The organism is Viridibacillus arenosi (assembly GCF_001955655.1).
In the GTDB taxonomy this organism is placed as follows: domain Bacteria; phylum Bacillota; class Bacilli; order Bacillales_A; family Planococcaceae; genus Viridibacillus; species Viridibacillus arenosi.
This window is the reverse complement of record NZ_MSPW01000004.1, coordinates 365,289-390,205: the sequence shown is the minus strand read 5'-3', so window position 1 is coordinate 390,205 and position 24,917 is coordinate 365,289. Positions and strand designations below refer to the sequence as shown.

Below are 24,917 nucleotides of genomic sequence, written 5' to 3'. Positions count from 1 at the left end.
TGAAATTTTTCCTCCTTGGAAATATAAAGTTTTTTGTGTGTCAGCTACTTAACTTATTAAATTAAGTATTTTATACTTAATGGTCTTCGCTCACTTTGTGAGACATGTAAACCATTGTTAACATAACGAAAATAAATGATTGGATTGCACCGATAAAGATCGAGAAACCTTGCCAAATCATTGTTGGAACTACTGCTGCGAAGAAACCTAATCCTCCCCAAAGCGTCCCCATACTTGCAAGTAATCCTAAAAGGATCTCACCTGCGTAGATGTTACCGTAAAGACGTAGACCAAGAGTTAACGTATTTGCGAACTCTTCAATAATCTTCAATGGGAATAAGAAAGCCATCGGTTGAGCGAAACTTCCAAGATACCCTTTGAATCCTTTCGCTTTAACACCATAGTAGTTAGATAATACAATTATCATAACGGCAAGTGTCATAGTAACGATTGGATCTGCTGTTGGTGATTTCCACCATAATTCTCCATGAATTATGACTGAGAACGGAAGACCAAGCATATTCGCAACGAAGATGAACATAATCAGCGTGATTCCAAGTATATGGAACTTACCACCTGTTTTCCAGTCCATGTTGCTGCCAATAATATTCTTTACGAAGTCCATAACCCACTCCATAAAGTTTTGCATGCCTGTTGGTTTCAATTTTAAGTTTCGTGTCGAAATGAAAGCTATTAAGAAAACTATTAACGCTGCTACCACTAACATTAAAATATTACCTGGGTTAAATCCTAGTCCCCACAATTCAAAATGTGGATTTTCATGTTGCACTTTGCATTCACCTCTCTTTCAAATGCGCTTATTGGTATTTTACATGAAATACGATCCTGTCTACTAAAAGCAGAACGTACGGAATCATTAGCCCAATGACCGTGCTAATTAAATGAAAATACTTTGGCAACATGGTAGCAACCGCTACTGCAGCAATACCTGATGCAAAGCGAAAAGCCGAACCTAGTGATGCCACTTTCTTTCCTTCGCTAATAGAGCGATCAAATCGTTCCATTCTTCGGACTAGAATCCAAAAGTTATAATGACCAAAAAGCGCACCTAATGCGAGACCAGCGAATACTGTTTGATATGGCGTAAAAGCCCATCCTAACGCACAAAATGCGAGCAAAAAAAATAGCATTCTTTTCTGCTTAGCAAAAATCTGATGCAATTCTAGCATTGGTCTTTGATCTCCTGAATCTTATTTTCGAATGACGGAAGTAATAGCTGACCACCGGTTGGATGCCGGATAAGTAGTCATTTAAAACTACTTGCGGGGCGGAAGCCGTAATCTACTCTCATAAAGAGATGAATCGGAATCCATATTAAATGTGAGAGATAAGCTTTTAATGGAGAACCACCGCATATAAGGACACCAAAATTGATGCACAATACCGTACAAATTTACAAATTATGCCCAAACTGTAAATCTAGTAGAAACTTGATAACTCAAGTAATTGTAGATTGTTTACAGTTAAGGAACCCTTATCATTCTTACCCTTAGTTAGCATACAATAGTGAATATTTCATGTCAATTGGTTAGAGTGAAAAACTTCACAAAGGTGGTAACCTTGTCAAATTGTCGACAAATTTACAACAATATTGCCTTAAGTTAGTTTTTCATCTATTTATAGACAGAAATAGAACTACCTTACAAATTACTTATAACAAATCATAAGGTAGTTTCTATTCATTAAATTATTGATTTCACTTTTCCAAATAGGTCAGTAAAGCTTCGACAATTCTTTTTGAGGCAAATCCGTCACCATATGGATTTGAAGCTTGAGCCATAGCATTATACGTATTCTCTTCTATTAAAAGCTCTTTTGCTAAGCTATAAATAGTTTCCTCTTCCGTACCTGCTAATTTCAAAGTACCTGCTTCAATTCCTTCGGGACGTTCTGTCGTATTACGAAGAACCAGAACTGGCTTCCCTAGAGAAGGCGCTTCTTCTTGTACGCCACCTGAGTCTGTTAAAATCATGTATGATTTAGCAGCAAAATTATGGAAATCAAAAACCTCAAGTGGTTCGATCAAATGAACTTTCGCTTCGTCTCCAAGTATTTCATTGGCAATTTCGCGTACAGCTGGGTTCATATGAACGGGGTAAACAACCTGTATATCACTATGCTCTACTAAAAGTCTTTTTATAGCCTTAAACATATGGCGCATTGGTTCGCCTAAATTTTCTCTGCGATGTGCAGTTAGTAAAATCATACGATCTTGTCCAATTTGTTCAAGCACTGGATGACTGTAAGATGTGTTAACAGTTGTTTTTAATGCATCAATTGCAGTATTACCTGTAACTACAATCGTGCTATTCGCTTTATTTTCTTTCAATAGGTTTTGTTTAGACTGCTCTGTTGGTGCAAAATGAATATCTGCCATAATACCAGTAAGCTGACGATTCATTTCTTCTGGATATGGGGAATATTTGTCACCTGTTCGTAGTCCAGCTTCAACGTGACCTATTGCAATCTGGTTATAAAAGGCTGCGAGGCTTGCGATAAATGTTGTGGTCGTATCCCCATGAACTAATACGATGTCCGGTTTAGCTTGTTTCATCACTCGGTCTAAACCTTCTAACCCTCTAGTTGTGACATCGACAAGTGTCTGGCGATCTTTCATGATGTTCAAATCATAATCTGGCGTAATTTTGAATGTATCCAGCACTTGATCGAGCATTTGTCGATGTTGAGCTGTCACTGTCACAATTGTTTCGATTTGATCTGAATGTTTTTGTAATTCTAAAACTAGGGGAGCCATTTTAATGGCCTCTGGTCTTGTTCCAAAAATAGTCATCACTTTCCATTTTTTACGCAATGACCTTGCACCACCTTCGCATTATTTTGTACCGAATAAACGGTCTCCAGCATCACCTAAACCAGGAATAATATAACCATGGTCATTTAACTTTTCGTCAAGTGCAGCGATATAAATATCGATTTCTGGATGCTCATCATGAATCGCTTTCACACCTTCTGGAGCTGCGATTAGGCACATGAATTTAATACTTTTAGCACCACGTTTTTTCAAAGAGTTAATTGCTTCAATTGCAGAACCACCTGTTGCTAACATCGGATCTACGATGATGAAGTCCCGTTCTTCTACATCAGCAGGAAGTTTCGCATAATACTCGACTGGCTTTAAAGTTTGTGGATCACGATATAATCCGATATGACCTACTTTTGCAGCAGGGATTAGTTTTAATACTCCGTCTACCATACCGATACCAGCACGTAAGATTGGAACAATAGCTATCTTCTTACCTGATAATACTTTTGTTTTAGCTGTTGTTACTGGTGTATCAATTTCAATTTCTTCTAATGGTAAATCACGAGTGATTTCAAATGCCATAAGAGTTGCCACTTCGTCTACAAGCTCACGGAATTCTTTCGTTCCTGTATTTTTGTCGCGAATGTATGTTAGCTTATGTTGAATTAATGGATGGTCAAATACGTATACTTTACCCAAAGTGTTCCTCTCCCTACTTTTATTTATCTTGACTATTATACCAGAAAAACGCAGTTTGACTATGAGTCCGTTGCGTTTTTTTAATTTGTTATATTTTGCCGAGTAATTCGTCAACTTGTTCTAGTGTTAATGGCTTATTAAAATAGTAACCCTGTCCAATTATACAACCTAAACTAATAAAACCACTATTCTTTGAAATGTTTCAACCCCTTCTGATACCGATAACATGAGGAGATTATTAGCTAATTAAATAATCATACGGATAATTGCAAAAGTACTAGGTACATATATTATCAATAATGCTTCAACATATTTCACTTTTCTTGAATGTCGAATTCTTTAAATAGTTTCATGATCAAAAGCCAACTAAATAATCATCAAGGATGTTTCAAAGCTGTATGATTTTAGCTCTATCATAATTGCTTAAACTATTTTAAAATCTTCTCATCTTAAAAAAGTGATTTCTACTTTTTTAAGATCGAATATTAAAAAAGCTACTTTTGAATGAACAAAAGTAGCTTCGACTATTATTATAGTTTATTAAACTATTAAATTATGCGTATAGTGGGTGTTTAGTAGTTAATGCCGCAACACGCTTTTGTGCTTCTGCTTTAATCGCTACATCTTCTGGGTTTTTAAGAACAGATGCAATGATTGAAGCAACTTCTTTCATATCATCTTCTTTGAAACCACGAGAAGTAACTGCAGCTGTACCAACACGAACTCCTGAAGTTACGAATGGGCTTTCTGTTTCGAAAGGAATTGTATTTTTGTTTGCTGTAATTTGTACTTCATCAAGTAATGCTTCTGCAACTTTACCAGTTAACCCCATAGAACGAACATCTAATAATAGTAAATGGTTATCTGTTCCACCTGATACTAAATTAATGCCTTCAGCTTGAAGTGCTTCACCGAATACTTTTGCGTTTTTCACAACTTGTCCAATGTATTCTTTGAATTCTGGTTGTTGTGCTTCACCGAACGCTACCGCTTTACCAGCGATGACATGCATTAATGGACCACCTTGGATTCCTGGGAAGATCGATTTGTCGATTTTTTTGCCAAACTCTTCTTTACAAAGAATAAGTCCCCCACGAGGTCCACGCAAAGTTTTGTGTGTTGTAGACGTTACGAAATCAGCATATGGTACTGGGTTTGGATGTTCACCAGCAGCAACTAGACCTGCGATGTGCGCCATGTCTACCATGAAGTATGCACCTACTTCGTCAGCGATTTCACGGAATTTAGCAAAGTCTATTTGACGAGGGTATGCAGATGCACCTGCAACGATTAATTTTGGTTTATGCTCAAGCGCTTTTTGACGAACATCTTCATAGTCAATTACATTTGTATCTTCTGTTACGCCATACTCTACGAAGTTGTATTGTACGCCTGAGAAGTTTACAGGGCTACCATGAGTTAAATGACCACCATGAGATAAGTTCATACCTAATACGGTATCGCCTTGTTCAAGGATTGTGAAATATACGGCCATGTTCGCTTGTGCACCTGAGTGTGGTTGAACGTTAGCATATTCTGCGCCAAAAATTTCTTTTAGACGGTCACGTGCGATGTTTTCAACAACATCCACGTGTTCACATCCACCGTAATAACGTTTGCCAGGATAGCCTTCAGCGTATTTGTTTGTTAATACTGAACCTTGTGCTTCCATCACTGCTTCTGAAACGATGTTTTCTGATGCAATCAATTCAATATTGGCTTGTTGACGTGCTTTTTCCGCTTCCATTGCTTCAAATACCGCTGTGTCTAGTGCTGCAAGTTTGATCATTATACATATTCCCCCTGTAATCTAGTCTTTTTTATAAACTGCTCTTTCGCCACCAATTAATTTGGGGCGTGTTATCGCAACTGTCACAACTGCCTCACCTATATGGGTTATGGAAGTACGAACAGGAACTGCCACTCTTTTTAAATGCATGCCAATTAATGTTTGACCGATATCTATACCAGCATGTGCTTGTATCTCTTCTACAACGACAGGATCTGTAAGCTGATTATATACGTAAGTCGACATAGAGCCCCCTGCTGTTTGGGCAGGAATAACTGAAACCGGCTCAAGTCGGTAGTCTTCCGCTACTTTACGTTCTAAAGTTAAAGCACGGTTGAGGTGCTCGCAACCTTGGAATGCTAAAGATAATTCGTGATTTTCTGCAAATGCATGTAATGGTTTGTACAGTGCTTCTGCTATTTCTAAACCACCAGATGTACCGATTTTTTGTCCTTTGACTTCTGAAGTTGAACAACCAACAACAAAGAGTTGCCCTTTACGGAACGTTGCTTGTTGCTCTAACTCAGTTAGAAGCTGTTGTAGTTGATCTGTTATTTGTTGTAAGTTCATAATTTATGACCTTCTTAGTCGTTTTCAATCTCTGCAAGTTTTTCAACGCGTCGTTCGTGACGTCCGCCTTCAAATTCTGTAGATAACCAAGTTCGCACAATTTCAAGTGCAAGTCCTGGGCCAATTACACGTTCTCCCATTGCTAACACGTTTGAATTGTTATGGCATCTAGTTGCTTTTGCACTGAATAAATCATGAACTAATGCACATCGAATACCTTTCACTTTGTTAGCTGCGATAGACATACCTATGCCTGTTCCACAAATTAAAATACCTCGATCATACTTTCCACTTGCTACACCTTCTGCAACTGGTAGTGCATAGTCAGGATAATCAACTGAATCAGAGGATTGTGGTCCAAAATCGTCGTAGTTTATGCCTAGCTCTTCTAGCAGTGTCATAATCTCTTTTCGTAAATTGTTGCCACCATGGTCTGATGAAATCGCAATTTTCAATGGGTTCCCTCTTTTCGATAATTTTATTCAACAATAGTTTACCACTTCTAGCTATAGAAAGACATATTTTTCACAGTATTTAAATAAAAGTTTTAAATAAAAACACGAATATTATTCTTTCAACAGTGTATATCACAGATATTAATGTTCAATTACCGAATATAAATCATCATTTCTAAGTATTTAATTCGGATTTCAATGAATTTCTCATTGAAATCATTTTGTTATACAATTATCTGCAAATTCGTGCAAGCTATTATTGAGCTTTAAGATAGTAAGTGTTATTTCTAACTAAAATATACCTTCTTTAAAAGTAAAAAAACTATCACAATAGCCACATAAGGGCTTTCATGATAGTCATTATGTACAGATTATTGATTAGGAGCGGTCAAATTGCAGTATCATTTTATACAACTCTTCTGATTGCATTTTCAAATGCTTCGATAATTGATCAATTTCTTCGATTGACCTAGCTTGCTCCTCCGTTACACTTCGAACTTCTTGTGCACCAGCAGATGTTTGTTGAGCTATGGCAGCTACTTCTTGAGATTGATGAGCAGTTGTTTCAATATTATGCAATTGTTTTTCCACGAATTGGGATATTTCAACAACGGAATCTGCCATTTCATGAACGATTGAAGTCATTCCTTCTACTGCGTTTGTTGTTTCTGATACTCTCTCTACCTCTTTGACTGCAAAAGCTACTTGAGAAGTCATTTGCTCTACAACATTATGCACATCTGATTGCATCGTTTGGATTAATCCTGTAATACCTTGTACAGCTTCTGCACTTTGGTCTGCTAATTGCCGTACTTCTTCAGCAACAACCGCAAAGCCTTTACCATGCTCTCCAGCACGGGCAGCTTCAATTGACGCATTTAATGCTAATAAATTTGTTTGTGCAGCAATATCTCCAACCAATTGGATAATGCGTTCAACTTGTTTCGCATTACTTTCGAGTTGATGGATATTTCCAAGTGCATCTTTGTTACCTGAGACAATTTGTTTTATGCCTGTTACAAGATCTTCAATTTTTTTTGTTGTAAATGTTAGTTCTCTCATCATGCGCTCAGAATGTTTCGAGGATAATTCTGCACGCCCGTTAACTTCCTTAGCTATCACTTGAATATCTTCAAGTGCCTCTGCTGTTTGCTGAATAGATACTGCTGAGCTTTCAGCGCCTTCAGAAATATGTGCAATTGTAAGAGAGACTGCCTCTGCTTGACTAGCTGCATTTTCAGTTTCCTTTGATAAACTTAACACCGTTTCGTTAGTCGATTGGAAATTTTGTTCAATACTATCTACCATTTTGCGGAGATTTTCGAGCATAGACTGAAATGCTACTGCCAGCGCTCTTATCTCGTCATTTGATCTTGGTAAATCTACATCTTCTCCTATGTAGCCTTCTGCTGCACGATTTGTAGCAGCCTCTAGATTTTGCAATGGCTTAATAATAAATGAGCTAAATGCTGCTGCTAAAATACCAGACCATATAATACCTAATGCATAAGTAATAATTTCAAATATTACTCGATTAATATTTGGGAAAAATTGTGGTTGAATATATTCGATAAAAATCAAACTGGTTGAATAAGTGATGATTGCTAAAATTGATACAAATAATACGAGTTGCTTTCTCAATCCAAAAGAATGCTTCACACTTCGTTTATTCATCGTTAGCCCTCCGATAATTTCGTTTCGAGTGCATCAATTAATTTATTTAACTCCTGGAACGTTTGACGATACAAATGGACATCTCCTCCAAATGGATCTGAAACATCATAAGAGCCATATGGCGCAATGTATTCCTTCAATGTAAATGTTTTATCAGAGATAGATGGGTAAGCCTGCAAAATCATTTCTTTATGAGCTGATGTCATCGTCAAAATAAGATTAGCCCACTGTAAATCCTCTGCTTCAATTTGTTTTGAAACATGTTCTGTAAAAATATTCGCCTCTGATAACACCACTTTAGCATTCTCTGAAATTTCACCACCAGGCATTGCGAAAATACCTGCTGAACGAACTTCCAAATCATCTAATTTCTTTGCTTTTAAAATAGCTTCTGCCATTGGACTTCTACAAGTGTTTCCAGTACATATAAAATAAATATTCATTACACACCCTCATTCCTCATTATATATCATAGTAGTAATAATGTTCCATATAATTATTAAATAATAGATAATATCCCCATTAAAAGTAATGCAACACCCGCTATCACCTGTAACATTATACCTAAATTAACTGGTGTTTTTCTTTTTATTGATAAAGCGATGTAAGAAAAGATAAAAGTTGTTATACCCGTACTCATAATAAATAAACTCTTCTGTAGTTGAAGCATACCAAAAGATACACTAACTGAAAAGGTATCAAGACTTGCAGTAACAGCTAATAATATAGGAGAGAGATTGGGTGGCTCTTTAACTCTAGCTGATAATAGGAGTTGTAGACCTATCAAACTGAGTAATGCACCGGAGAGCATCTTGGCAATTGTAATTAAATATTGGGCAGCCCATTCCCCTACATAAAAACCGATTAGTGGAAATATAACATGGAGACCGGCTGTCCAACAGGAAAGGGCAAATCGAAAACGAACTTTCGGTAAAATAAGAAATAGGGCGAGTACATCTAACGCTGTAATAACACCTGCTATTATTTCCTGCACGCTGTTCCCCCTTGCTTTTGGATATCTCTTTACGATATGCAAGGGATGTTCGGCTTTATGCTAGCTTTCTAATGTGTTGCTTCACGTTTAAAGTGTAATTATGTCCCAAGATGAAATTACGTATATCTCTTTTTCTCTTTAATCTATATACAAAAAAACTGTTCTCTCTTTTATATAGAAAGAACAGCTTAGTATCAGAAATTAATTAATGGCTTCCACTAGATAAATTCACCCTCAGTTAAAGCTGAATATCTGCTGAATACCATTTACCACCTGCGGACTTCTCGAGGCGATTCATAATTGCTGCACCGACACCTTCTGTTGAAGTAGTTGTAGCAAGAACAAGATCTGCTGTCGTTGCATTGCACGAACGTAAAGCATGATATAGATTAACTGCCATCTCTTCATTTGTATCCTTTTGACCAAAAGTAAAAAACCAATCAGCTTCTAGATGGCTTAAATTTTCTGGTGCTAGTAACGCCACTTTAAGCCCTTTTTCATGTAAAGTCTCAAGAGCATTAGCAATTGTTTTTTCTTCTTTTTCTATCAAATAAACGGGAGCATTTGGGGCGTAGTGAGTATACTTCATACCTGGTGCTTTTGGCGCCTGGCCACTATTTTGTTCTGTATGTGACGGTTGAGAAACAGGGCCAATAACAACTTCTAGCATTTCTTTTGTGACACCACCTGGACGTAAGATAACAGGTGTGTCCAATGTTAGATCTAGTACAGTGGACTCAACACCAATACCTGTAGTGCCTCCATCCAAAATCATGGGGATACTTCCATTTAAATCTTCTTCAACATGGATACCTTCTGTCGGACTAGGCTTACCACTTCTATTCGCGCTTGGAGCGGCTACTGGTTTCCCTAATTGTCGGAGTAAATGTAATGCAACTGCATGATTAGGCATACGAATCCCCACTGTATCCAAGTTAGCTGTAACACTAGTAGCAAGTACATTTGGTTTCGCTTTGAAAATCATTGTTAGAGGGCCTGGCCAAAACGCTTCCATACAAAGTTTTGCTTTTTGCGAAATATGGTCGACGTAATTTTCTAGTTCTTCGAAAGTACCTATATGAACGATAAGTGGATTGTCGGAAGGACGACCTTTTGCTGCAAAGATTTTCTTTACAGCTGCTTCATCCGTAGCAACTGCACCTAAACCATATACAGTTTCCGTGGGGAAAGCGACTACCTCTCCATTATTTAACAAATCCACAGCTTGTGCATAACTTTTTCCATTATCCACATTCATGTCCACATTTAGACGTTTAGTTTCCATCTCTGTATCTCCCTTCACTCAAGAGTTTTCAGAAAGTTATACACAATTTGTTGATAACTTTGTGTATATTGTGGACAATTTTACAAATATTGTGCATAACCTATTATGAGAAGATATCTTTTAACCATTCCCATATGAAAAACTTCTGAGTTTCCTCTTTTGTTTCTTCTGGTTTTTTTGGTTCTTCTTCGCGATAACATACTTTTGGGAATAACGCGCACCACCAATTATCCCCCTTACCACTACCAATTGTCACGACAAGTGCATCATAGTAGTTTTGTGGATATAAAAATCCTTCATACCTTTTAGCCGGGAATAATTCTTGTTTCCTAGAAACCTGTATCGATTGCTGACTGAATTTTGTGGATAATTTATTTTGAATTTCGTGTTCCACAACTGCTAGATTCTGTTCCATTCCCGTTCCATTTGTTTGGAAAGCTAGCTGTTTAATAATAGGTTCTATTTCTTTTAACATATCTTGTTTAATAAGCTGATCTTGTGTTGAGTTGCTATTTGCAACAATACGGAATCTCATTTGATCAGCATCTGCAATTGGTGAAGTATCCTGCGTAAACCACTGTGGTAGTAAAAATAAAAGTGTTTGTATAAAAAGCAGGGCTGCAATAAATTGTAGCACTGGCATCATTTTTGTTTTTGTTATTGTTTTTGTTTCTTGTTTTGGCATTTCGATATTCTTGTAATCTGGTATCATCTTAATCCCTCCCTGTCACAAGGATAGACAGGGTTCAGATGTTTTATTCACTAATCTCGCAAAAAATCATTCTATCTTTTTGATTAATATCTTTTACTATTTCTACTTTGGCCTGTGGAAATTTTTCTTTGAAAAACCCCGCTACTGCTTTCCCTTGTTTATAACCAATCTCTACGCCAATAAAACTTGGTGTTTTCATAAGAGGTGGCAAATCTTCAGCAAGCTTCCGATATAAAGCTAGTCCACTTTCTTCTGCAAATAATGCACTATGCGGCTCATGTTCTAAAACGATATCAGACATTTCCTTTGCTTCATCAAAAGCTATATAAGGGGGATTAGATAACACAACATCCCATTGTTCATGTACTAGAGGTGCTGTTAAATCTCCCTCTCTGAAAGTTATTTTCGCATCTAATTGATTAGCGTTATTCTCGGCTGTGGTAAGTGCTGCTAGAGAAATATCTGTTGCGATTACAGTCGCTTGAGGTACTTCTTTTTTCATCGTTATTGCAATTGCGCCACTACCTGTTCCGATATCTGCTATTTGAATGGATGATGTAGGTGAAAATAGTTTCTTAATGCGTTTTAGTGCTTCTACGATTAACTCTTCTGTTTCTGGACGAGGAATTAGGACTGATTCATCTACTTTAAAAGTTCGACCGTAAAACTCTTCTGAGCCCGTAATATACTGAATAGGGCGACCACTCTTATGTTCCTCAATCATGTTAAAATAGTTTTCCCACTGTGCCTCCGTCATTTCATCTCGCATGATGATCATTAATCCTGTATAGGATGTATTTAATGCATGCTGTAAAAGTAATCGTGCAGCTCCTTCTTCTCGACCGTTTTCTTGTAAAAAAGAAGAAGCCCGGTTGAGGGCCTCAAATACTTGTCTCGTCATATTAATCGTTTAGGCTTTCAAGTTTGTTTGCTTGTTCTTCTAAGATTAATGCATCGAAGATTTCATCTATCTTACCTTCAATAATTTGATCAAGCTTTTGAATTGTTAAACCGATACGGTGATCAGTAACTCGGTTTTGTGGGAAATTATAAGTACGGATACGCTCTGAACGGTCACCTGTACCAACTGCAGATTTACGTTCTGCATTATATTCATCTTGTGCTTCTTGTTGTAATTTATCATATACACGCGCACGTAATACTTTCATCGCTTTATCACGGTTTTTTAATTGAGAACGCTCATCTTGCATTGCAACAACTACGCCTGTTGGAATATGTGTCATACGAACAGCAGATGCCGTTTTATTGACGTGCTGTCCACCCGCACCACTTGCGTGATAAATATCTACTCGGATATCTTTATCAGCTATGTCTAACTCTACTTCTTCGGCTTCTGGCATTACTACTACAGTTGATGTTGAAGTATGCACACGACCTTGTGATTCTGTTTCTGGTACACGTTGTACACGATGTGCGCCACTTTCGAATTTGAATTTTGAGTATGCGCCTTGTCCGTTAATCATGAAGACAATTTCTTTATAGCCACCAAGTTCTGTTGGGTTGGCGTTCATGACTTCAATTTTCCAACCTTGTGCTTCAGCATATCGACTATACATACGGAATAATGTATTGGCGAATAGAGCGGCTTCATCACCGCCAGCAGCACCGCGGATTTCCATAATAACGTTTTTATTGTCATTAGGATCTTTCGGAATTAATAAAAGACGTAGGTGGTCTTCTAATTTTGTAATTTGCTCTTCTAATTCATTTACTTCTTCTTTTACTAGCTCACGCATTTCAGGGTCTAGTTTATCCTCAAACATTTCTTTTGCTTCTTGATACTGTTGTTTCACTTCTTTATATTCTCGATAAACTTCTACTGTTTCACTGATATCAGACTGTTCTTTTGAAAACTTCGCTAGTTTTTTTGAGTCGTTGACTATCTCAGGGTCGCTAAGTAATTCATTTAATCGATCGTAACGATCTTCAACGGCTTGTAGGCGATCAAACATTTTTTCACCTTGACCTTTCTTTTGGAAATTTATTTAAATCAACTTGTGATTAGCTATTTGCCGAAATATGCTCCTTCAATAGTATAATGAAAAAGAGCTGCTATCGCTACTCTTTTGAGAATTGATCGTTATTTTTTCTTTATATATTGATCAATACCATCAGCTATACTATTAGTCAGGCTTTTTATATATAATGGATCTGCTAACTTTTTGTCCTCCTCCTTATTTGTCATGTAACCCAATTCAATCAACACTCCAGGTACCTTCGACCAATTTGCTCCTGATAGGTTATCCCGATAAATAATTCCTTTTATATCTTTAATTTTTTTATTTTTTTCTATCTTTTGTATAATTTCATTTGAAATTACTAGACTCTTTTTATTAATACTTTTTGATATGTATGGATTTTTTGATGATGGCGTTAAAATCGAAAAACCTTTTTCTTTTTTATCAATGGACCCATCTGCATGTATACGTAAAAAGATGTCCGCTTTGCTTTTATTAGCAATATTGGCACGTTCACGATTACTTATGTTCACATTTTGTTTTGTACGTGTATAAATTACTTTATAGCCACGCTTTTTTAATGTATTGCCTAGCATTTTAGATGCTTCTAAAGTAAGGTTGGATTCTTTTTTGTTTGTATAGGGACTATGCGTACCATCTGTCACTTTATACTTCGTTTTAAGTGCACCCGGCCCAATTTGTTCAACATCAATATTGGCATATTGCTGATGGCCAGGGTCGATAACTATTATTTTCTTGCTAGATTTCTTTATTGCCGATTTTGCAGTTACTGGAACTGTTGAGAAAATAGCGATTAAAGCGATAAACGAAAACAATATTAGTATAACATTCTTCATATGTTCCCCTTTTAAAAATAGATTTACTATATTTAATACTAGCATACCTCAATATAACAAAATCCAATTTAGGGTAAAATGATTATTTATGTAAATTAAAACCTCCATTTTAAACGTAAAAAAAGAGCAGCCTTCAAGCTACTCTTACTGAGAAATTGATTTTCCTACTGGCACTACATGGTGATGTCTACAGCGAGGTTCATACGCCTCCGAAGCACCTACTAATATAACCGGGTCATCGATTCCTGCAGGTTGTCCATTAATTAAGCGCTGTGTACGACTCGATGGTGATCCACATACACTACATACTGCTTGTAATTTTGTTACTAACTCTGCGATTGCCATTAACTTAGGCATCGGACCGAACGGAACTCCTTTGAAATCCTGATCAAGTCCAGCTAATATTACACGGAAACCGTGATTAGCTAATTGTTGAACGATTTCTACAATATCATCTTCAAAAAATTGTGCTTCATCAATTGCAATTACATCGAAATCATCTGAAATGTGATCCCATATATCTTTGGGAGATTTGATAGGTCTTGCTAATACTGTTGTGCCATTATGACTTACAACTGCCTCTTCACTATAACGATTATCAATTTCAGGTTTAAAAACTGCAATTTTCTGCTTTGCAAATTGAGATCTACGAACACGGCGAATTAGTTCTTCCGATTTCCCTGAAAACATACTTCCGCATATTACTTCAATCCAACCATTTTGAGTCATTACGTACATGAATTAGACTCCTTTCAACACTTATATCCAACATCATAACGAAAAAATAGAGAGAATACTTCTCTTTTTTTTATATAAAAACTATGTTATGTAATCCACTTACACAGCTTTTTATTTTAAACGAACGAGCTTTATACTACACGAAAAAGCATTTTGGCGCAAGAAAAATACCTGCCTAGCAATTACTTGCCGGGCAGGTATTTTGTATATACGGGTTAAATTATTTAATACCGTATTTTTTGTTGAAACGATCAACACGTCCGTCAGCAGACGCGAATTTTTGACGGCCAGTATAGAATGGGTGACATTCGTTGCAGAATTCTACTACGATTTTTTCTTTTACTGAACCAGTTTTGAAAGTGTTACCACAAGAGCAGATTACTGTTGCTTCTTTATGGTCTGGATGAATACCTTGTTTCATGTGTATGATCTCCTTTCGCCCTGAACCATCTGGAACAGAGTTTATCGAACTGTTGCCTTACACGACCCAGATTAGTTTGCCGCATATGCAACACGTTTATTGCAATACTGTATGAATTATATCAAAAACTATACAGTGTTGCAAGCAAATAAATTATATGAATTTATAATTTAGTAGAAAATAACTTTGTTTTTACAGTAATCCTTTACCGTTTCGAGCAGCCTTCATGTCTGAATTTAGCTGTTCAAAAAACTCATCATTCGTTTTTGTTTGACGTAATTTTTTTAGGAATCGCTCCGCAAAATCTGATGAATCTGAGAATGTTTTACGAATCGCCCACAGTTTATCTAGTTGGTCTTTTGGAATTAGTAGTTCTTCTTTACGAGTTCCTGAACGGCGAATATCAATAGCTGGGAAGATTCGACGTTCTGCTAGACTACGATCTAAATGAAGCTCTAAGTTACCTGTCCCTTTGAACTCTTCGTAAATTACTTCATCCATACGAGAGCCTGTATCGATTAATGCAGTAGCTAATATTGTTAAACTACCACCTTCTTCAATATTACGTGCAGCACCGAAGAAGCGTTTCGGACGATGGAATGCAGCAGGGTCAATACCACCAGATAAAGTTCGTCCACTTGGAGGAATAACAAGGTTATATGCACGCGCAAGTCGAGTAATAGAGTCCATTAAGATAATAACATCTCGCTTATGTTCTACTAATCGCATAGCTCGTTCTAACACTAACTCTGCTACTTTAACGTGATTTTCTGGCAATTCATCGAATGTTGAGCTAACTACGTCCGCTGCTACTGAGCGCTCAATATCCGTTACTTCCTCAGGCCGTTCATCTATTAATAGTACAATAAGTTCAGATTCAGGATATTTCTCTGTAATTGCATTTGCAATTTCTTTTAAAAGTAATGTTTTACCCGCTTTTGGAGGAGCCACAATAAGTCCACGTTGACCAAAACCTACTGGTGCTACTAAATCCATAATACGTGTAGATAACTTTGCAGGAGTTGTTTCAAGTTTAATATGACGATCCGGGTATAGCGGTGTCAATGCTGGGAAATGTACTCGTTCTTTTGCAGTTTCAGGGTCTTCCCCATTTACCGCTTCTACATGTAACAAACCATAATAGCGCTCATTTTCTTTTGGCGGGCGCACTTTCCCCGTTACTTTATCACCATTACGTAAACTAAATCGACGGATTTGAGATGCTGAGATATAAATATCCTCAGAGCTTGGTGAATAATTTATAGGTCTTAAGAAACCAAAGCCCTCTTGTTGAATAATCTCAAGGACACCTTCCATGAAGAAGTAGCCTTCTTGTTCTGCTCTTGATTTTAAAATCGCAAAAATTAATTCTTTTTTTGTCAGCTTACTATAGTATGAAATTTTATAATCTCTCGCAAGCGCATACAAATCTTTCAGTTTCATATCTTCAAGCTGAGAAATTGTCATTGTCGTCATAGACATAGCACCACTCTTATATAAGTTTTTTGTATAGATGAATTTGGTCAACATAGATGTGTGAGAATTGCGAGTAAATGAATGAAATGTACTTTAAGAAGATGCCCGGCAAATGCCGGGCAATTAATATTGAAGTTTAATATTCCATAAATAGATTTGGTTTTTTAGTTAGGCTATGGCGTCCTTCGATGAAACGAACAGTACCAGATTTAGCACGCATAACAACTGATTCAGTTGTACAGTGCCCACCTTTAAATTGAACACCTTTTAGTAACTCTCCATCTGTAACACCTGTTGCGGCGAAGATTGCATCGTCACCTTTAACAAGGTCATCCATATATAATACTTTATTAACTTCGATACCCATCTTTTTGCAACGTTCAATCTCTTCATCATTCGACGGAATTAATTTACCTTGGAATTCTCCACCAAGACATTTTAATGCTACTGCGGCAATTACACCTTCAGGAGCTCCACCCATTCCGAATAGAATATCTACGCCTGTTTCATCAAAAGCTGTGTTAATTGCTGCTGCTACATCTCCATCAGAGATAAATTTAATACGAGCACCAGCATCACGAATTTGATCAACAATATGTTGGTGACGATCACGATTTAATAGAGTCGCTACTACGTCTTCAATATCTTTGTTTTTTGCTTTAGCTACTGCACGTAAGTTATCAATTACTGGTGCATTAATATCAATTTTCCCTGCTGCTTCTGGACCTACTGCAATCTTTTCCATGTACATATCAGGTGCATGAAGTAAGTTTCCGCGATCAGCGATTGCTAATACAGTTAGTGCGTTACCACTACCAGCTGCTACGATATTCGTCCCTTCTAGAGGATCTACGGCGATATCGACATGAGGTCCATTTTCATCATGACCTAATTGTTCACCAATATATAACATTGGTGCTTCGTCCATTTCACCTTCACCGATTACGACTGTTCCTTGCATAGGAATAGAATCAAATACTTGACGCATGGCTGTTGTTGCTGCGTCATCTGCTTCCATTTTCAATCCTCGGCCCATCCATCTTGCTGAGGCAATTGCTGCTGCTTCTGTAACACGTACTACTTCCATTGATAAACTGCGTTTCATTTTTAACTTATCCTCCCGCTTTCCAACTCATTAAATGGTTGGAATCCTTTAAAACTAAATCTATTGTAGCACACAGATAATTCTGTGCGACTTTTTTTCAGTTTTATCTATTTGTGGCTTTGTTTTCTTGTTCTGAAGGTAGCGATTCACGGCGAATATCTGCACCAAGCGCACGTAGCTTCGGAACCAATGAACTATAGCCTCTTTCTATGTGGAAAATGTCATGGATTTCTGTTTCGCCCTTAGCTAATAAGCCTGCAATAACCAGTGCTGCACCTGCTCTTAAATCTGTAGCAGTAACTGTAGCAGCTTCTAGCTTAGTCGAACCATTAATAATGGCTGTACGTCCTTCTACTTTACCATTTGCTCCCATGCGGGCTATTTCATCAATATGTTTAAAACGGGCAGAATAGATTGTATCTGTCACGACTGATGAACCTTGAGATTGTGTTAATAATACAGTAAAGGGTTGTTGTAAATCCGTAGGGAAACCTGGATATACAAGAGTTTTCACATCAACAGCCTGAAGTTTTTCAACTTTAGGAATGATGATTCTCTCTTCTTCCTCAATGATTTTGACGCCCATTTCTCGTAGTTTCGCTGTAACAGCTTCTACGTGTAAAGGAATTACATTATCGATTATAATACCATCACCAATTGCTGCGGCCATTATCATAAATGTACCAGCTTCTATTCTGTCTGGAATAATTGTATGATTTGTACCGTGTAACTCTTCAACGCCATCAATACGAATAACGTTCGTACCTGCACCTTTAATCTTAGCTCCCATATTCGTTAGTAACGTGGCAACATCAATAATCTCGGGTTCTTTTGCAGCATTTTCAATGACTGTGCGTCCTTTTGCTTTAACTGCAGCAAGCATGATGTTAATAGTGGCCCCTACACTGCTAACATCTAAATAGATTTTAGCACCTACTAATTCATCAGCTCGTAAATAGATTGCACCATGCTCATTTGTTACTTTAGCGCCTAATGCTTCAAAGCCTTTAATATGTTGATCAATCGGGCGTGGTCCTAAATGACAACCACCAGGTAATCCAATAACAGCCTTTTTAAATCGTCCTAACATCGCTCCCATCATATAGTACGAAGCGCGAAGTTTTTTGACATTGCCATTTGGTAAAGGCATATCAACCATTCCTCGAGGATCAATAACCATATGACCGTCAGAAAATTGTACTTCTCCACCAATTTCTTCAAGTAAGGCTTTCAATGTTGTAACGTCTAGAATTTCTGGTAAGCCTTCGATCGTGACGGGTGAATTAGCCAATATGGATGCTGGAATTAAGGCCACAGCACTATTTTTAGCGCCGTTTACTTTGATTGTACCTTGCAAACGCTTGTCGCCGTTAATTTTATAAACGTCCATGTAAATCTCCTTCATCTTCGGATATTTCTATTATTATTAACCGTTTTTCTTATTCCAATCCGCTAAGAAACCTTCAATTCCTTTATCAGTTAAAGGATGTTTGAATAATTGAGCTAAAACTTTAAATGGAGTTGTGGAAATATGTGCACCAGCAAGAGCCGCTTCTGTAATATGTTGTGGGTGACGAATAGAAGCTGCAATAATTTGCGTAGGGATTTCATGAATAGCGAAGATTTCAGCGATTTGGCGTACTAACTCAATGCCATCTTGGCCAAGATCATCTAAACGACCTAAGAATGGAGATACGTAAGTTGCTCCCGCACGAGCTGCTAATAGTGCTTGGTTTGCACTAAAGATTAATGTAACGTTTGTCTTAATGCCTTTTTTTGATAGTGTAGAACAAGCTGTTAAACCAGCTGGTGTCATTGGTAGTTTCACAGTAATATTCGGTGCAATTGCAGCAAGTTCAAGACCTTCTTTAATCATGCCTTCTGCATCTAGTGAAATTACTTCTCCACTAATAGAACCATCTACTAATTCCGCAATTTCACGTAGACGATCGTGGAATGAGATATTTTGTTCTTTTGCTACTAATGATGGATTTGTTGTTACACCTGAGATAATTCCCCAAGAATGCGCTTCTTTGATTTCTTCAAAGTTAGCTGTATCGATAAAAAATTTCATTATAATATCCCCCTGGATGATGGAAAATAGGAGAAGGGCCGATTAATTTAACCGAACACTTCTCCTCATTTCACCTAATTAATTATGCTTTTTGAGCACTTCCGAATTCGCGTATTTTGCCAATAACTGTCGCTTTAATAGCATCACGAGCTGGAATTAAATATTTACGTGGATCATAAACTTTAGTGTCATTTGCTAATACTTCACGAACTGCTTTTGTAGCAGCAATTTGGTTTTCAGTATTAACGTTTATTTTAGCTGTTCCTAAAGAGATTGAACGTTGAATATCTTTTAAAGGAATACCAGTACCACCATGTAATACTAATGGTAAGTCAGCTAAGTTTGAGATTTCTTCCATTTCTTTAAAACCTAAGTTTGGCTCACCTTGATAAGGACCATGAACTGAACCTAATGCAGGTGCAAGGCAATCAATATTTGTAGCTTCTACAAGTTTTTTACATTCTTGTGGATCTGCATACATGATGCCACCAATTACTCCATCTTCATCGCCACCAACTGTGCCGAGTTCTGCTTCCACAGAAACACCTCTAGCGTGTGCATATTCAACCACCTTAGAAGTGATTTCAACATTCTCTTCGAACGAATGGTGTGAAGCATCAATCATAACTGATGTAAAACCAGCATCAATTGCTTCTTTACATTTTTCGAAGCTTGAACCGTGGTCTAAGTGAATTGCTACTGGAACTGTAATCTTGTAGCTTTCGATCAGGCCTTTTACCATGTGGACTACGGCAATAAATCCTCCCATGTATTTCCCCGCACCTTCAGAAACACCTAAAATTACTGGTGATTTTTCTTCTTCTGCAGCAAGTAAAATAGCTTGAGTGAATTCAAGGTTATTGATGTTGAATTGACCAACTGCATAACCTTCTTTTTTACCTTTAATCAACATTTCTTTCATGGAAACCAAAGCCATTACAAATTCCTCCTCTAGTATGAATCGTGGTATTAAGGTTACTTAATATCATAACTCATAATATCAAAAACATACGTCGTTGACCACTGCTCACCATCAATCTTTCAATATTTTATTGACCACGTCTCGCACTTCGTAGATGTCGAATGGTTTTGTAAAGTAATGCTTAGCACCAAGCGCCTCTGCTTCTTTAATCAAATCCAATTCGCCATAAGCTGTCATCATAAGTACAGGCAGGTCAGGCAATTGTTTATTTATACGTTTTAGTATTTCAATTCCATCCATACCAGGAATTTTCATATCTAACAAGACACAATCCATCATTATTTTATCTATATATTGCAAAGCTTCAAGACCGTTAGCCGCTAGATATGTTTCATAGCCTTCTTTCTTGAACACCTCATTGAGTAGTAAGCGAATTCCTTGTTGATCATCTACTATAAGTATTTTTTTCACCTTTACCATACTCCCTTTTTTTATTCCCCCGTACGTATTATTCGATAATATACCTCATTTTCCCTTTTAATACATTAAAATAATTCATTTTGCATTTAAAATGAACAATTATTATAATAAAAGCCGTGAGGTGAATATTATGTTGAAAATGTTGTCGACACAGCTTGGCGGTCTCTTACAAAGAATTTCGACTAGTCAAGAAGAAGCAATAGAAGAAACTGCTCGATTATTAGCGCAAGCCGGTATCGCTGAAGGAACTGTATATTTTGCTTGTTTTGATGAAATGCAAGCAATTGAAGATAATGCTTTGCACAGTGCAGAACCTTTTACAAAATTAAACCCTTGGTCTAAAAATACAAAATTAGTATCAACAGACCGTGTATGTATTTTCACTCGTCACGCAAACGATCCACAGGCTCTCGAATTGGCACATTCATTATACGATTTATTTATTCCATTTGCTGTAGTTGCAAGTGAAAAAGCTGAAGATAGTGGCGAGATGGCTGATTTAGCTTATACCTATGTATCATTAGGCATCAAAAAAGGGTTATTGCCAAATGATACCGGTGAACGAATTGTACTGCCATATAGTTTCGCTGCACTGTTTGTATACGAAGCTGTTAAAATGTCTTATGACGAAATGCTATCTAATGATTAGTAATAATCCAACTTTTTCTGGCCACTCTATAAATTCTTGGAGTGGTTTTTTTGTGTTTTTTAGTTATTTGAATGATTATGATTACTGTTATAGTATGGTCTAATTTATTTATTTTCCACAAAAAAAGAGACTACTCTTCATTTAAACATGTGGAGTAGTCTCTTTGTATAAATCTTTTGTTTTTCTAGCTAACAAACTTTGTATGCCCTTTGTATGCTAGTTACTCAATTGAATCTGAAAAACCATTTTGAACTCGAGCCATATAAAGATATTCAAGTCTTGTAACGCAAAAACAGAATTTATTTAACTGCTGCTGCGATGAATTCTCTAAATAATGGTTGTGGACGGTTCGGACGTGAGATAAATTCTGGGTGGAATTGAGATGCCACGAAGAATTTGTTCTCTGGTAATTCAACAATTTCAACTAAACGGCCGTCTGGGCTTGTACCTGAGAAGACGAATCCTGCTGCTTCAAATGCTTCACGGTACTCGTTATTAAACTCATAACGATGACGGTGACGTTCATAGACTATTTCTTCACCATATGCTTCCATAGCTTTAGAATCTGATTTTAATTTACATGGATAAAGACCTAGACGAAGTGTTCCACCTAAATCCTCCACGTCTTTTTGTTCTGGTAAAAGATCGATGATAGGGTATTTAGTGTCCGCATCTAGTTCTGATGAGTGCGCGCCTTCTAAGTTTAGAACATTACGTGCAAATTCAACAGTTGCTAATTGCATACCTAGGCAAATACCTAAGAACGGCACGTCATTTTCACGTGCATATTGAGTTGCAATGATTTTACCTTCAACACCACGGTCACCAAAGCCACCTGGTACAAGGATACCATCTGCATTTTTCAATAATTCTTCAACATTTTCAGCTGTAACATCTTCAGAATTGATCCAGTCTACATCAATATCTGCATCTACTGGATATCCAGCGTGTTTTAACGCTTCAACTACTGATAGATAAGCATCTTGTAATTCAACGTATTTACCAACAAGTGCAATTTTCACTGTTTTAGATAAGTTTAATACGCGATCTACTAATGACGTCCATTCAACCATGTCTGCTTGTGGTGCAGAGATACCAAAGTGTTCAAGAACGATATCATCCATACCTTGTGCTTGTAGGTTTAATGGTACTTCATATAAATGTTTTGCATCTTGACATTCGATAACGTTACTTGCTTTTACGTCACAGAATAGTGCTAATTTTTCTTTCATTTCTTGTGGTACTTCTTGTTCTGTACGTACTACAAGAAGAGTTGGTTGAATACCTAAAGAACGTAATTCTTTTACAGAGTGTTGTGTTGGTTTTGTTTTTAATTCACCAGCTGCTTTGATGTAAGGGATTAAAGTACAGTGAATGTACATTACGTTTTCCCCACCAAGGTCTGATTTCATTTGACGAATAGCTTCTAGGAATGGTAGTGATTCGATATCACCTACTGTACCACCTACTTCTGTAATAACCACATCTGCGCTTGTTTCACGACCTGCACGTTGGATACGTTCTTTAATTTCGTTTGTAATATGTGGAATAACTTGTACAGTTCCACCGTTATAATCTCCACGACGTTCTTTTCTCAAAACAGAAGAGTAAACACGTCCAGAAGTTACTGTACTGTGTTTCCCTAAGTTAATATCGATGAAACGTTCATAGTGACCTAAATCTAAGTCTGCCTCTGCGCCATCATCTGTTACGAAAACTTCCCCGTGTTGGTACGGACTCATTGTACCTGGGTCAAGATTGATGTATGGGTCAAATTTTTGGATTGTTACTTCTAATCCTCGGTTCTTCAGTAAACGTCCAAGTGATGCAGCTGTAATACCTTTACCAAGTGATGATACAACCCCACCTGTTACGAAAATATATTTAGTCAAAGCCAATTCCTCCTTTAAATTAAACACTAAAAAAATAAAAAACGCTCCTCCCGCATAATATGCAGGGGGAGCGTATAAATTATACGGTCATTCTCCTTTTAAGGAGCCCAAGTAAAAGATTATATGGAACTCAGCTAGAAGTCAAGAAATTATTCTTCTTCCTCTTCTTCTAACTCATCATCTTCTTCATCAATTTCGAATTCATCTTCTTCTTCAAGCAAGTCTTCATCAAGGTCTTCATCGATATCATCGATTGTAACATCTTCGAATTCTTCCTCTTCTTCTTCTTCATCTTCTTCGGTTGGATCTTCAACGAATTCATCGAAGTTTTCATCGAAGTCTAATTCTTCTTCTTCAAGTTCAAGTTCATCTTCATCGTCAATTACTGCTTTAGCTTTTTTCTTGCGGACTTTTACTGTTGGCGCTGTTTCTTCTTCGATTTGTTCAATTGCATACCACTCGCGAAGTCCCCAACGGTTTTCACCTAGTACAATAAAACGACCCTCAATGTTAAGATCTGTATAAAATTGTTGCAAGCGCTCTTTTACTTCTGCATCATCACAACCTTTTATTGCTTGGATTTCTTTCATCAGTTCTGGGAAAGTTAATGGTTGTTTTTTTGAATCTAAAATTCCGTATGCTAAATCGATAAACGATTCTTCTGATAGTTGTTCTTTTGTCATTTCACGAAAGTTCAAATCGTGCACGTCCCTTCTTAATACATAAACATAATATCCATTATATACAATCTTTCTTTGATTACGCCACAATCAATTATTCTTTTTTTGATTTCTCAATTGTCGAAACCCATAAACAAAAAGATATATGGAAAAAATAAGGATGGGGATGGCCCCTAATTGCTTGTTATACAAAAAGAATATAAGTACCAGGCAAATTATGATAAATAGACAATGTAGTAAGCTTTTCATATAAACAAGAACTCCTTAAAATTTGTTTTACTCCCTATTATACAAAAAATAAAAATGAAGGGGCTAATGAAATGATTAGTTCCTTCATTTTTTATTTTCCACTAATTTTTATCTCTTGATAGTATTGTACATTTCCATTACTTTTATGGGCATCGAAAGTGGCGTTTTAGCTAGTGTTTATTTGTACAATTCTTGTGAATGTCCTGGAGCAACAGGATGTGGATCAGTTAGCTATCACTATAGGAAACGGCTAATTTAGGTTATCTTCCACTAAACGAGTGCATTCAGCATTTAGTTACATATTCAGCTTCTGGCGCTAGCTACTCAGGTCGTTTCGGTCGGGCACTCAAAGTCAAAAAGCGACTTTGGCTTCCGCCCTCCAACGTCCTCATAGCTTAACGAGCGCCTTGGGCTAACAGGATGTTAGTCATG

26 protein-coding genes are annotated in these 24,917 nt (G+C 37.1%); 1 reads left to right on the top strand and 25 read right to left on the bottom strand.

What is annotated here, in order from left to right:
• Window positions 1-76: 76 nt before the first annotated feature.
• The 23 genes from atpB to BK137_RS10540 form a co-directional block, all read right to left on the bottom strand.
• On the bottom strand, window positions 77-790 hold the full coding sequence (atpB, locus tag BK137_RS10650) for a F0F1 ATP synthase subunit A (protein ID WP_038180036.1): 714 nt from the start codon (window positions 788-790) through the stop codon (window positions 77-79).
• A 28-nt stretch (window positions 791-818) separates the two neighbouring features.
• Window positions 819-1,190, bottom strand: coding sequence for an ATP synthase subunit I (locus BK137_RS10645; protein ID WP_038180038.1), 372 nt, complete (start codon window positions 1,188-1,190; stop codon window positions 819-821).
• 527 nt (window positions 1,191-1,717) lie between these two features.
• Window positions 1,718-2,833, bottom strand: coding sequence for a non-hydrolyzing UDP-N-acetylglucosamine 2-epimerase (wecB, locus tag BK137_RS10640; protein ID WP_038180040.1), 1,116 nt, complete (start codon window positions 2,831-2,833; stop codon window positions 1,718-1,720).
• Between the two features lie 21 nt (window positions 2,834-2,854).
• Entirely contained in the window at window positions 2,855-3,484 is a 630-nt protein-coding gene (upp, locus tag BK137_RS10635; protein WP_038180043.1) for a uracil phosphoribosyltransferase, read from the bottom strand.
• A 553-nt stretch (window positions 3,485-4,037) separates the two neighbouring features.
• Complete coding sequence (glyA, locus tag BK137_RS10630; protein WP_038180046.1) at window positions 4,038-5,273, bottom strand: serine hydroxymethyltransferase; 1,236 nt, start codon at window positions 5,271-5,273, stop codon at window positions 4,038-4,040.
• 21 nt (window positions 5,274-5,294) lie between these two features.
• The gene (locus BK137_RS10625) at window positions 5,295-5,843 is read right to left on the bottom strand and encodes a TIGR01440 family protein (protein WP_038180048.1); all 549 of its coding nucleotides are present in this window, start codon (window positions 5,841-5,843) and stop codon (window positions 5,295-5,297) included.
• Window positions 5,844-5,857: 14 nt separating this feature from the next.
• Window positions 5,858-6,298 (bottom strand): ribose 5-phosphate isomerase B, encoded by a 441-nt coding sequence (gene rpiB / locus BK137_RS10620; protein WP_038180051.1) that lies wholly within the window; start codon window positions 6,296-6,298, stop codon window positions 5,858-5,860.
• Window positions 6,299-6,676: 378 nt separating this feature from the next.
• On the bottom strand, window positions 6,677-7,972 hold the full coding sequence (locus BK137_RS10615; RefSeq protein ID WP_038180054.1) for a methyl-accepting chemotaxis protein: 1,296 nt from the start codon (window positions 7,970-7,972) through the stop codon (window positions 6,677-6,679).
• Window positions 7,973-7,974: 2 nt separating this feature from the next.
• On the bottom strand, window positions 7,975-8,415 hold the full coding sequence (locus BK137_RS10610) for a low molecular weight protein arginine phosphatase (RefSeq protein ID WP_038180057.1): 441 nt from the start codon (window positions 8,413-8,415) through the stop codon (window positions 7,975-7,977).
• Between the two features lie 56 nt (window positions 8,416-8,471).
• A complete protein-coding gene (locus tag BK137_RS10605) occupies window positions 8,472-8,966 on the bottom strand; it encodes a manganese efflux pump (protein ID WP_038180060.1) in 495 nt (164 codons plus the stop codon).
• Window positions 8,967-9,204: 238 nt separating this feature from the next.
• The gene (locus BK137_RS10600; RefSeq protein ID WP_038180062.1) at window positions 9,205-10,251 is read right to left on the bottom strand and encodes an L-threonylcarbamoyladenylate synthase; all 1,047 of its coding nucleotides are present in this window, start codon (window positions 10,249-10,251) and stop codon (window positions 9,205-9,207) included.
• Between the two features lie 103 nt (window positions 10,252-10,354).
• Window positions 10,355-10,963, bottom strand: coding sequence for a stage II sporulation protein R (locus tag BK137_RS10595; RefSeq protein ID WP_038180064.1), 609 nt, complete (start codon window positions 10,961-10,963; stop codon window positions 10,355-10,357).
• A gap of 43 nt (window positions 10,964-11,006) precedes the next feature.
• Window positions 11,007-11,864 carry a peptide chain release factor N(5)-glutamine methyltransferase gene (gene prmC / locus BK137_RS10590; protein WP_038180065.1) on the bottom strand — a complete coding sequence of 286 codons (858 nt, stop codon included), beginning with the start codon at window positions 11,862-11,864 and terminating at the stop codon, window positions 11,007-11,009.
• 1 nt (window position 11,865) lies between these two features.
• Complete coding sequence (gene prfA / locus BK137_RS10585) at window positions 11,866-12,936, bottom strand: peptide chain release factor 1 (protein WP_038180067.1); 1,071 nt, start codon at window positions 12,934-12,936, stop codon at window positions 11,866-11,868.
• Window positions 12,937-13,064: 128 nt separating this feature from the next.
• A complete protein-coding gene (locus BK137_RS10580; RefSeq protein WP_051448577.1) occupies window positions 13,065-13,799 on the bottom strand; it encodes an N-acetylmuramoyl-L-alanine amidase family protein in 735 nt (244 codons plus the stop codon).
• Window positions 13,800-13,943: 144 nt separating this feature from the next.
• Window positions 13,944-14,537, bottom strand: a complete 594-nt coding sequence (locus tag BK137_RS10575) for a thymidine kinase (protein WP_038180071.1) — start codon at window positions 14,535-14,537, stop codon at window positions 13,944-13,946.
• Between the two features lie 220 nt (window positions 14,538-14,757).
• Window positions 14,758-14,958, bottom strand: a complete 201-nt coding sequence (gene rpmE, locus BK137_RS10570; RefSeq protein WP_038180072.1) for a 50S ribosomal protein L31 — start codon at window positions 14,956-14,958, stop codon at window positions 14,758-14,760.
• Between the two features lie 192 nt (window positions 14,959-15,150).
• Complete coding sequence (gene rho / locus BK137_RS10565; protein WP_038180872.1) at window positions 15,151-16,434, bottom strand: transcription termination factor Rho; 1,284 nt, start codon at window positions 16,432-16,434, stop codon at window positions 15,151-15,153.
• 136 nt (window positions 16,435-16,570) lie between these two features.
• Complete coding sequence (gene glpX, locus BK137_RS10560) at window positions 16,571-17,539, bottom strand: class II fructose-bisphosphatase (protein ID WP_038180073.1); 969 nt, start codon at window positions 17,537-17,539, stop codon at window positions 16,571-16,573.
• Between the two features lie 103 nt (window positions 17,540-17,642).
• Window positions 17,643-18,929 carry a UDP-N-acetylglucosamine 1-carboxyvinyltransferase gene (locus BK137_RS10555; protein ID WP_038180075.1) on the bottom strand — a complete coding sequence of 429 codons (1,287 nt, stop codon included), beginning with the start codon at window positions 18,927-18,929 and terminating at the stop codon, window positions 17,643-17,645.
• A gap of 36 nt (window positions 18,930-18,965) precedes the next feature.
• A complete protein-coding gene (gene fsa / locus BK137_RS10550; protein ID WP_038180078.1) occupies window positions 18,966-19,613 on the bottom strand; it encodes a fructose-6-phosphate aldolase in 648 nt (215 codons plus the stop codon).
• Between the two features lie 82 nt (window positions 19,614-19,695).
• Complete coding sequence (locus BK137_RS10545; protein WP_038180079.1) at window positions 19,696-20,550, bottom strand: class II fructose-bisphosphate aldolase; 855 nt, start codon at window positions 20,548-20,550, stop codon at window positions 19,696-19,698.
• A gap of 96 nt (window positions 20,551-20,646) precedes the next feature.
• On the bottom strand, window positions 20,647-21,006 hold the full coding sequence (locus tag BK137_RS10540; protein ID WP_038180081.1) for a response regulator: 360 nt from the start codon (window positions 21,004-21,006) through the stop codon (window positions 20,647-20,649).
• 139 nt (window positions 21,007-21,145) lie between these two features.
• On the opposite strand from BK137_RS10540, the gene BK137_RS10535 reads away from it, so the two are divergent.
• Window positions 21,146-21,664, top strand: coding sequence for a DUF2529 family protein (locus tag BK137_RS10535; RefSeq protein ID WP_038180083.1), 519 nt, complete (start codon window positions 21,146-21,148; stop codon window positions 21,662-21,664).
• A gap of 299 nt (window positions 21,665-21,963) precedes the next feature.
• Here the strand turns inward: BK137_RS10535 and BK137_RS10530 are convergent, their stop codons facing one another.
• Window positions 21,964-23,556 (bottom strand): CTP synthase, encoded by a 1,593-nt coding sequence (locus tag BK137_RS10530; protein WP_038180084.1) that lies wholly within the window; start codon window positions 23,554-23,556, stop codon window positions 21,964-21,966.
• A 149-nt stretch (window positions 23,557-23,705) separates the two neighbouring features.
• The gene (gene rpoE / locus BK137_RS10525; RefSeq protein ID WP_038180085.1) at window positions 23,706-24,263 is read right to left on the bottom strand and encodes a DNA-directed RNA polymerase subunit delta; all 558 of its coding nucleotides are present in this window, start codon (window positions 24,261-24,263) and stop codon (window positions 23,706-23,708) included.
• Window positions 24,264-24,917: the final 654 nt, after the last annotated feature.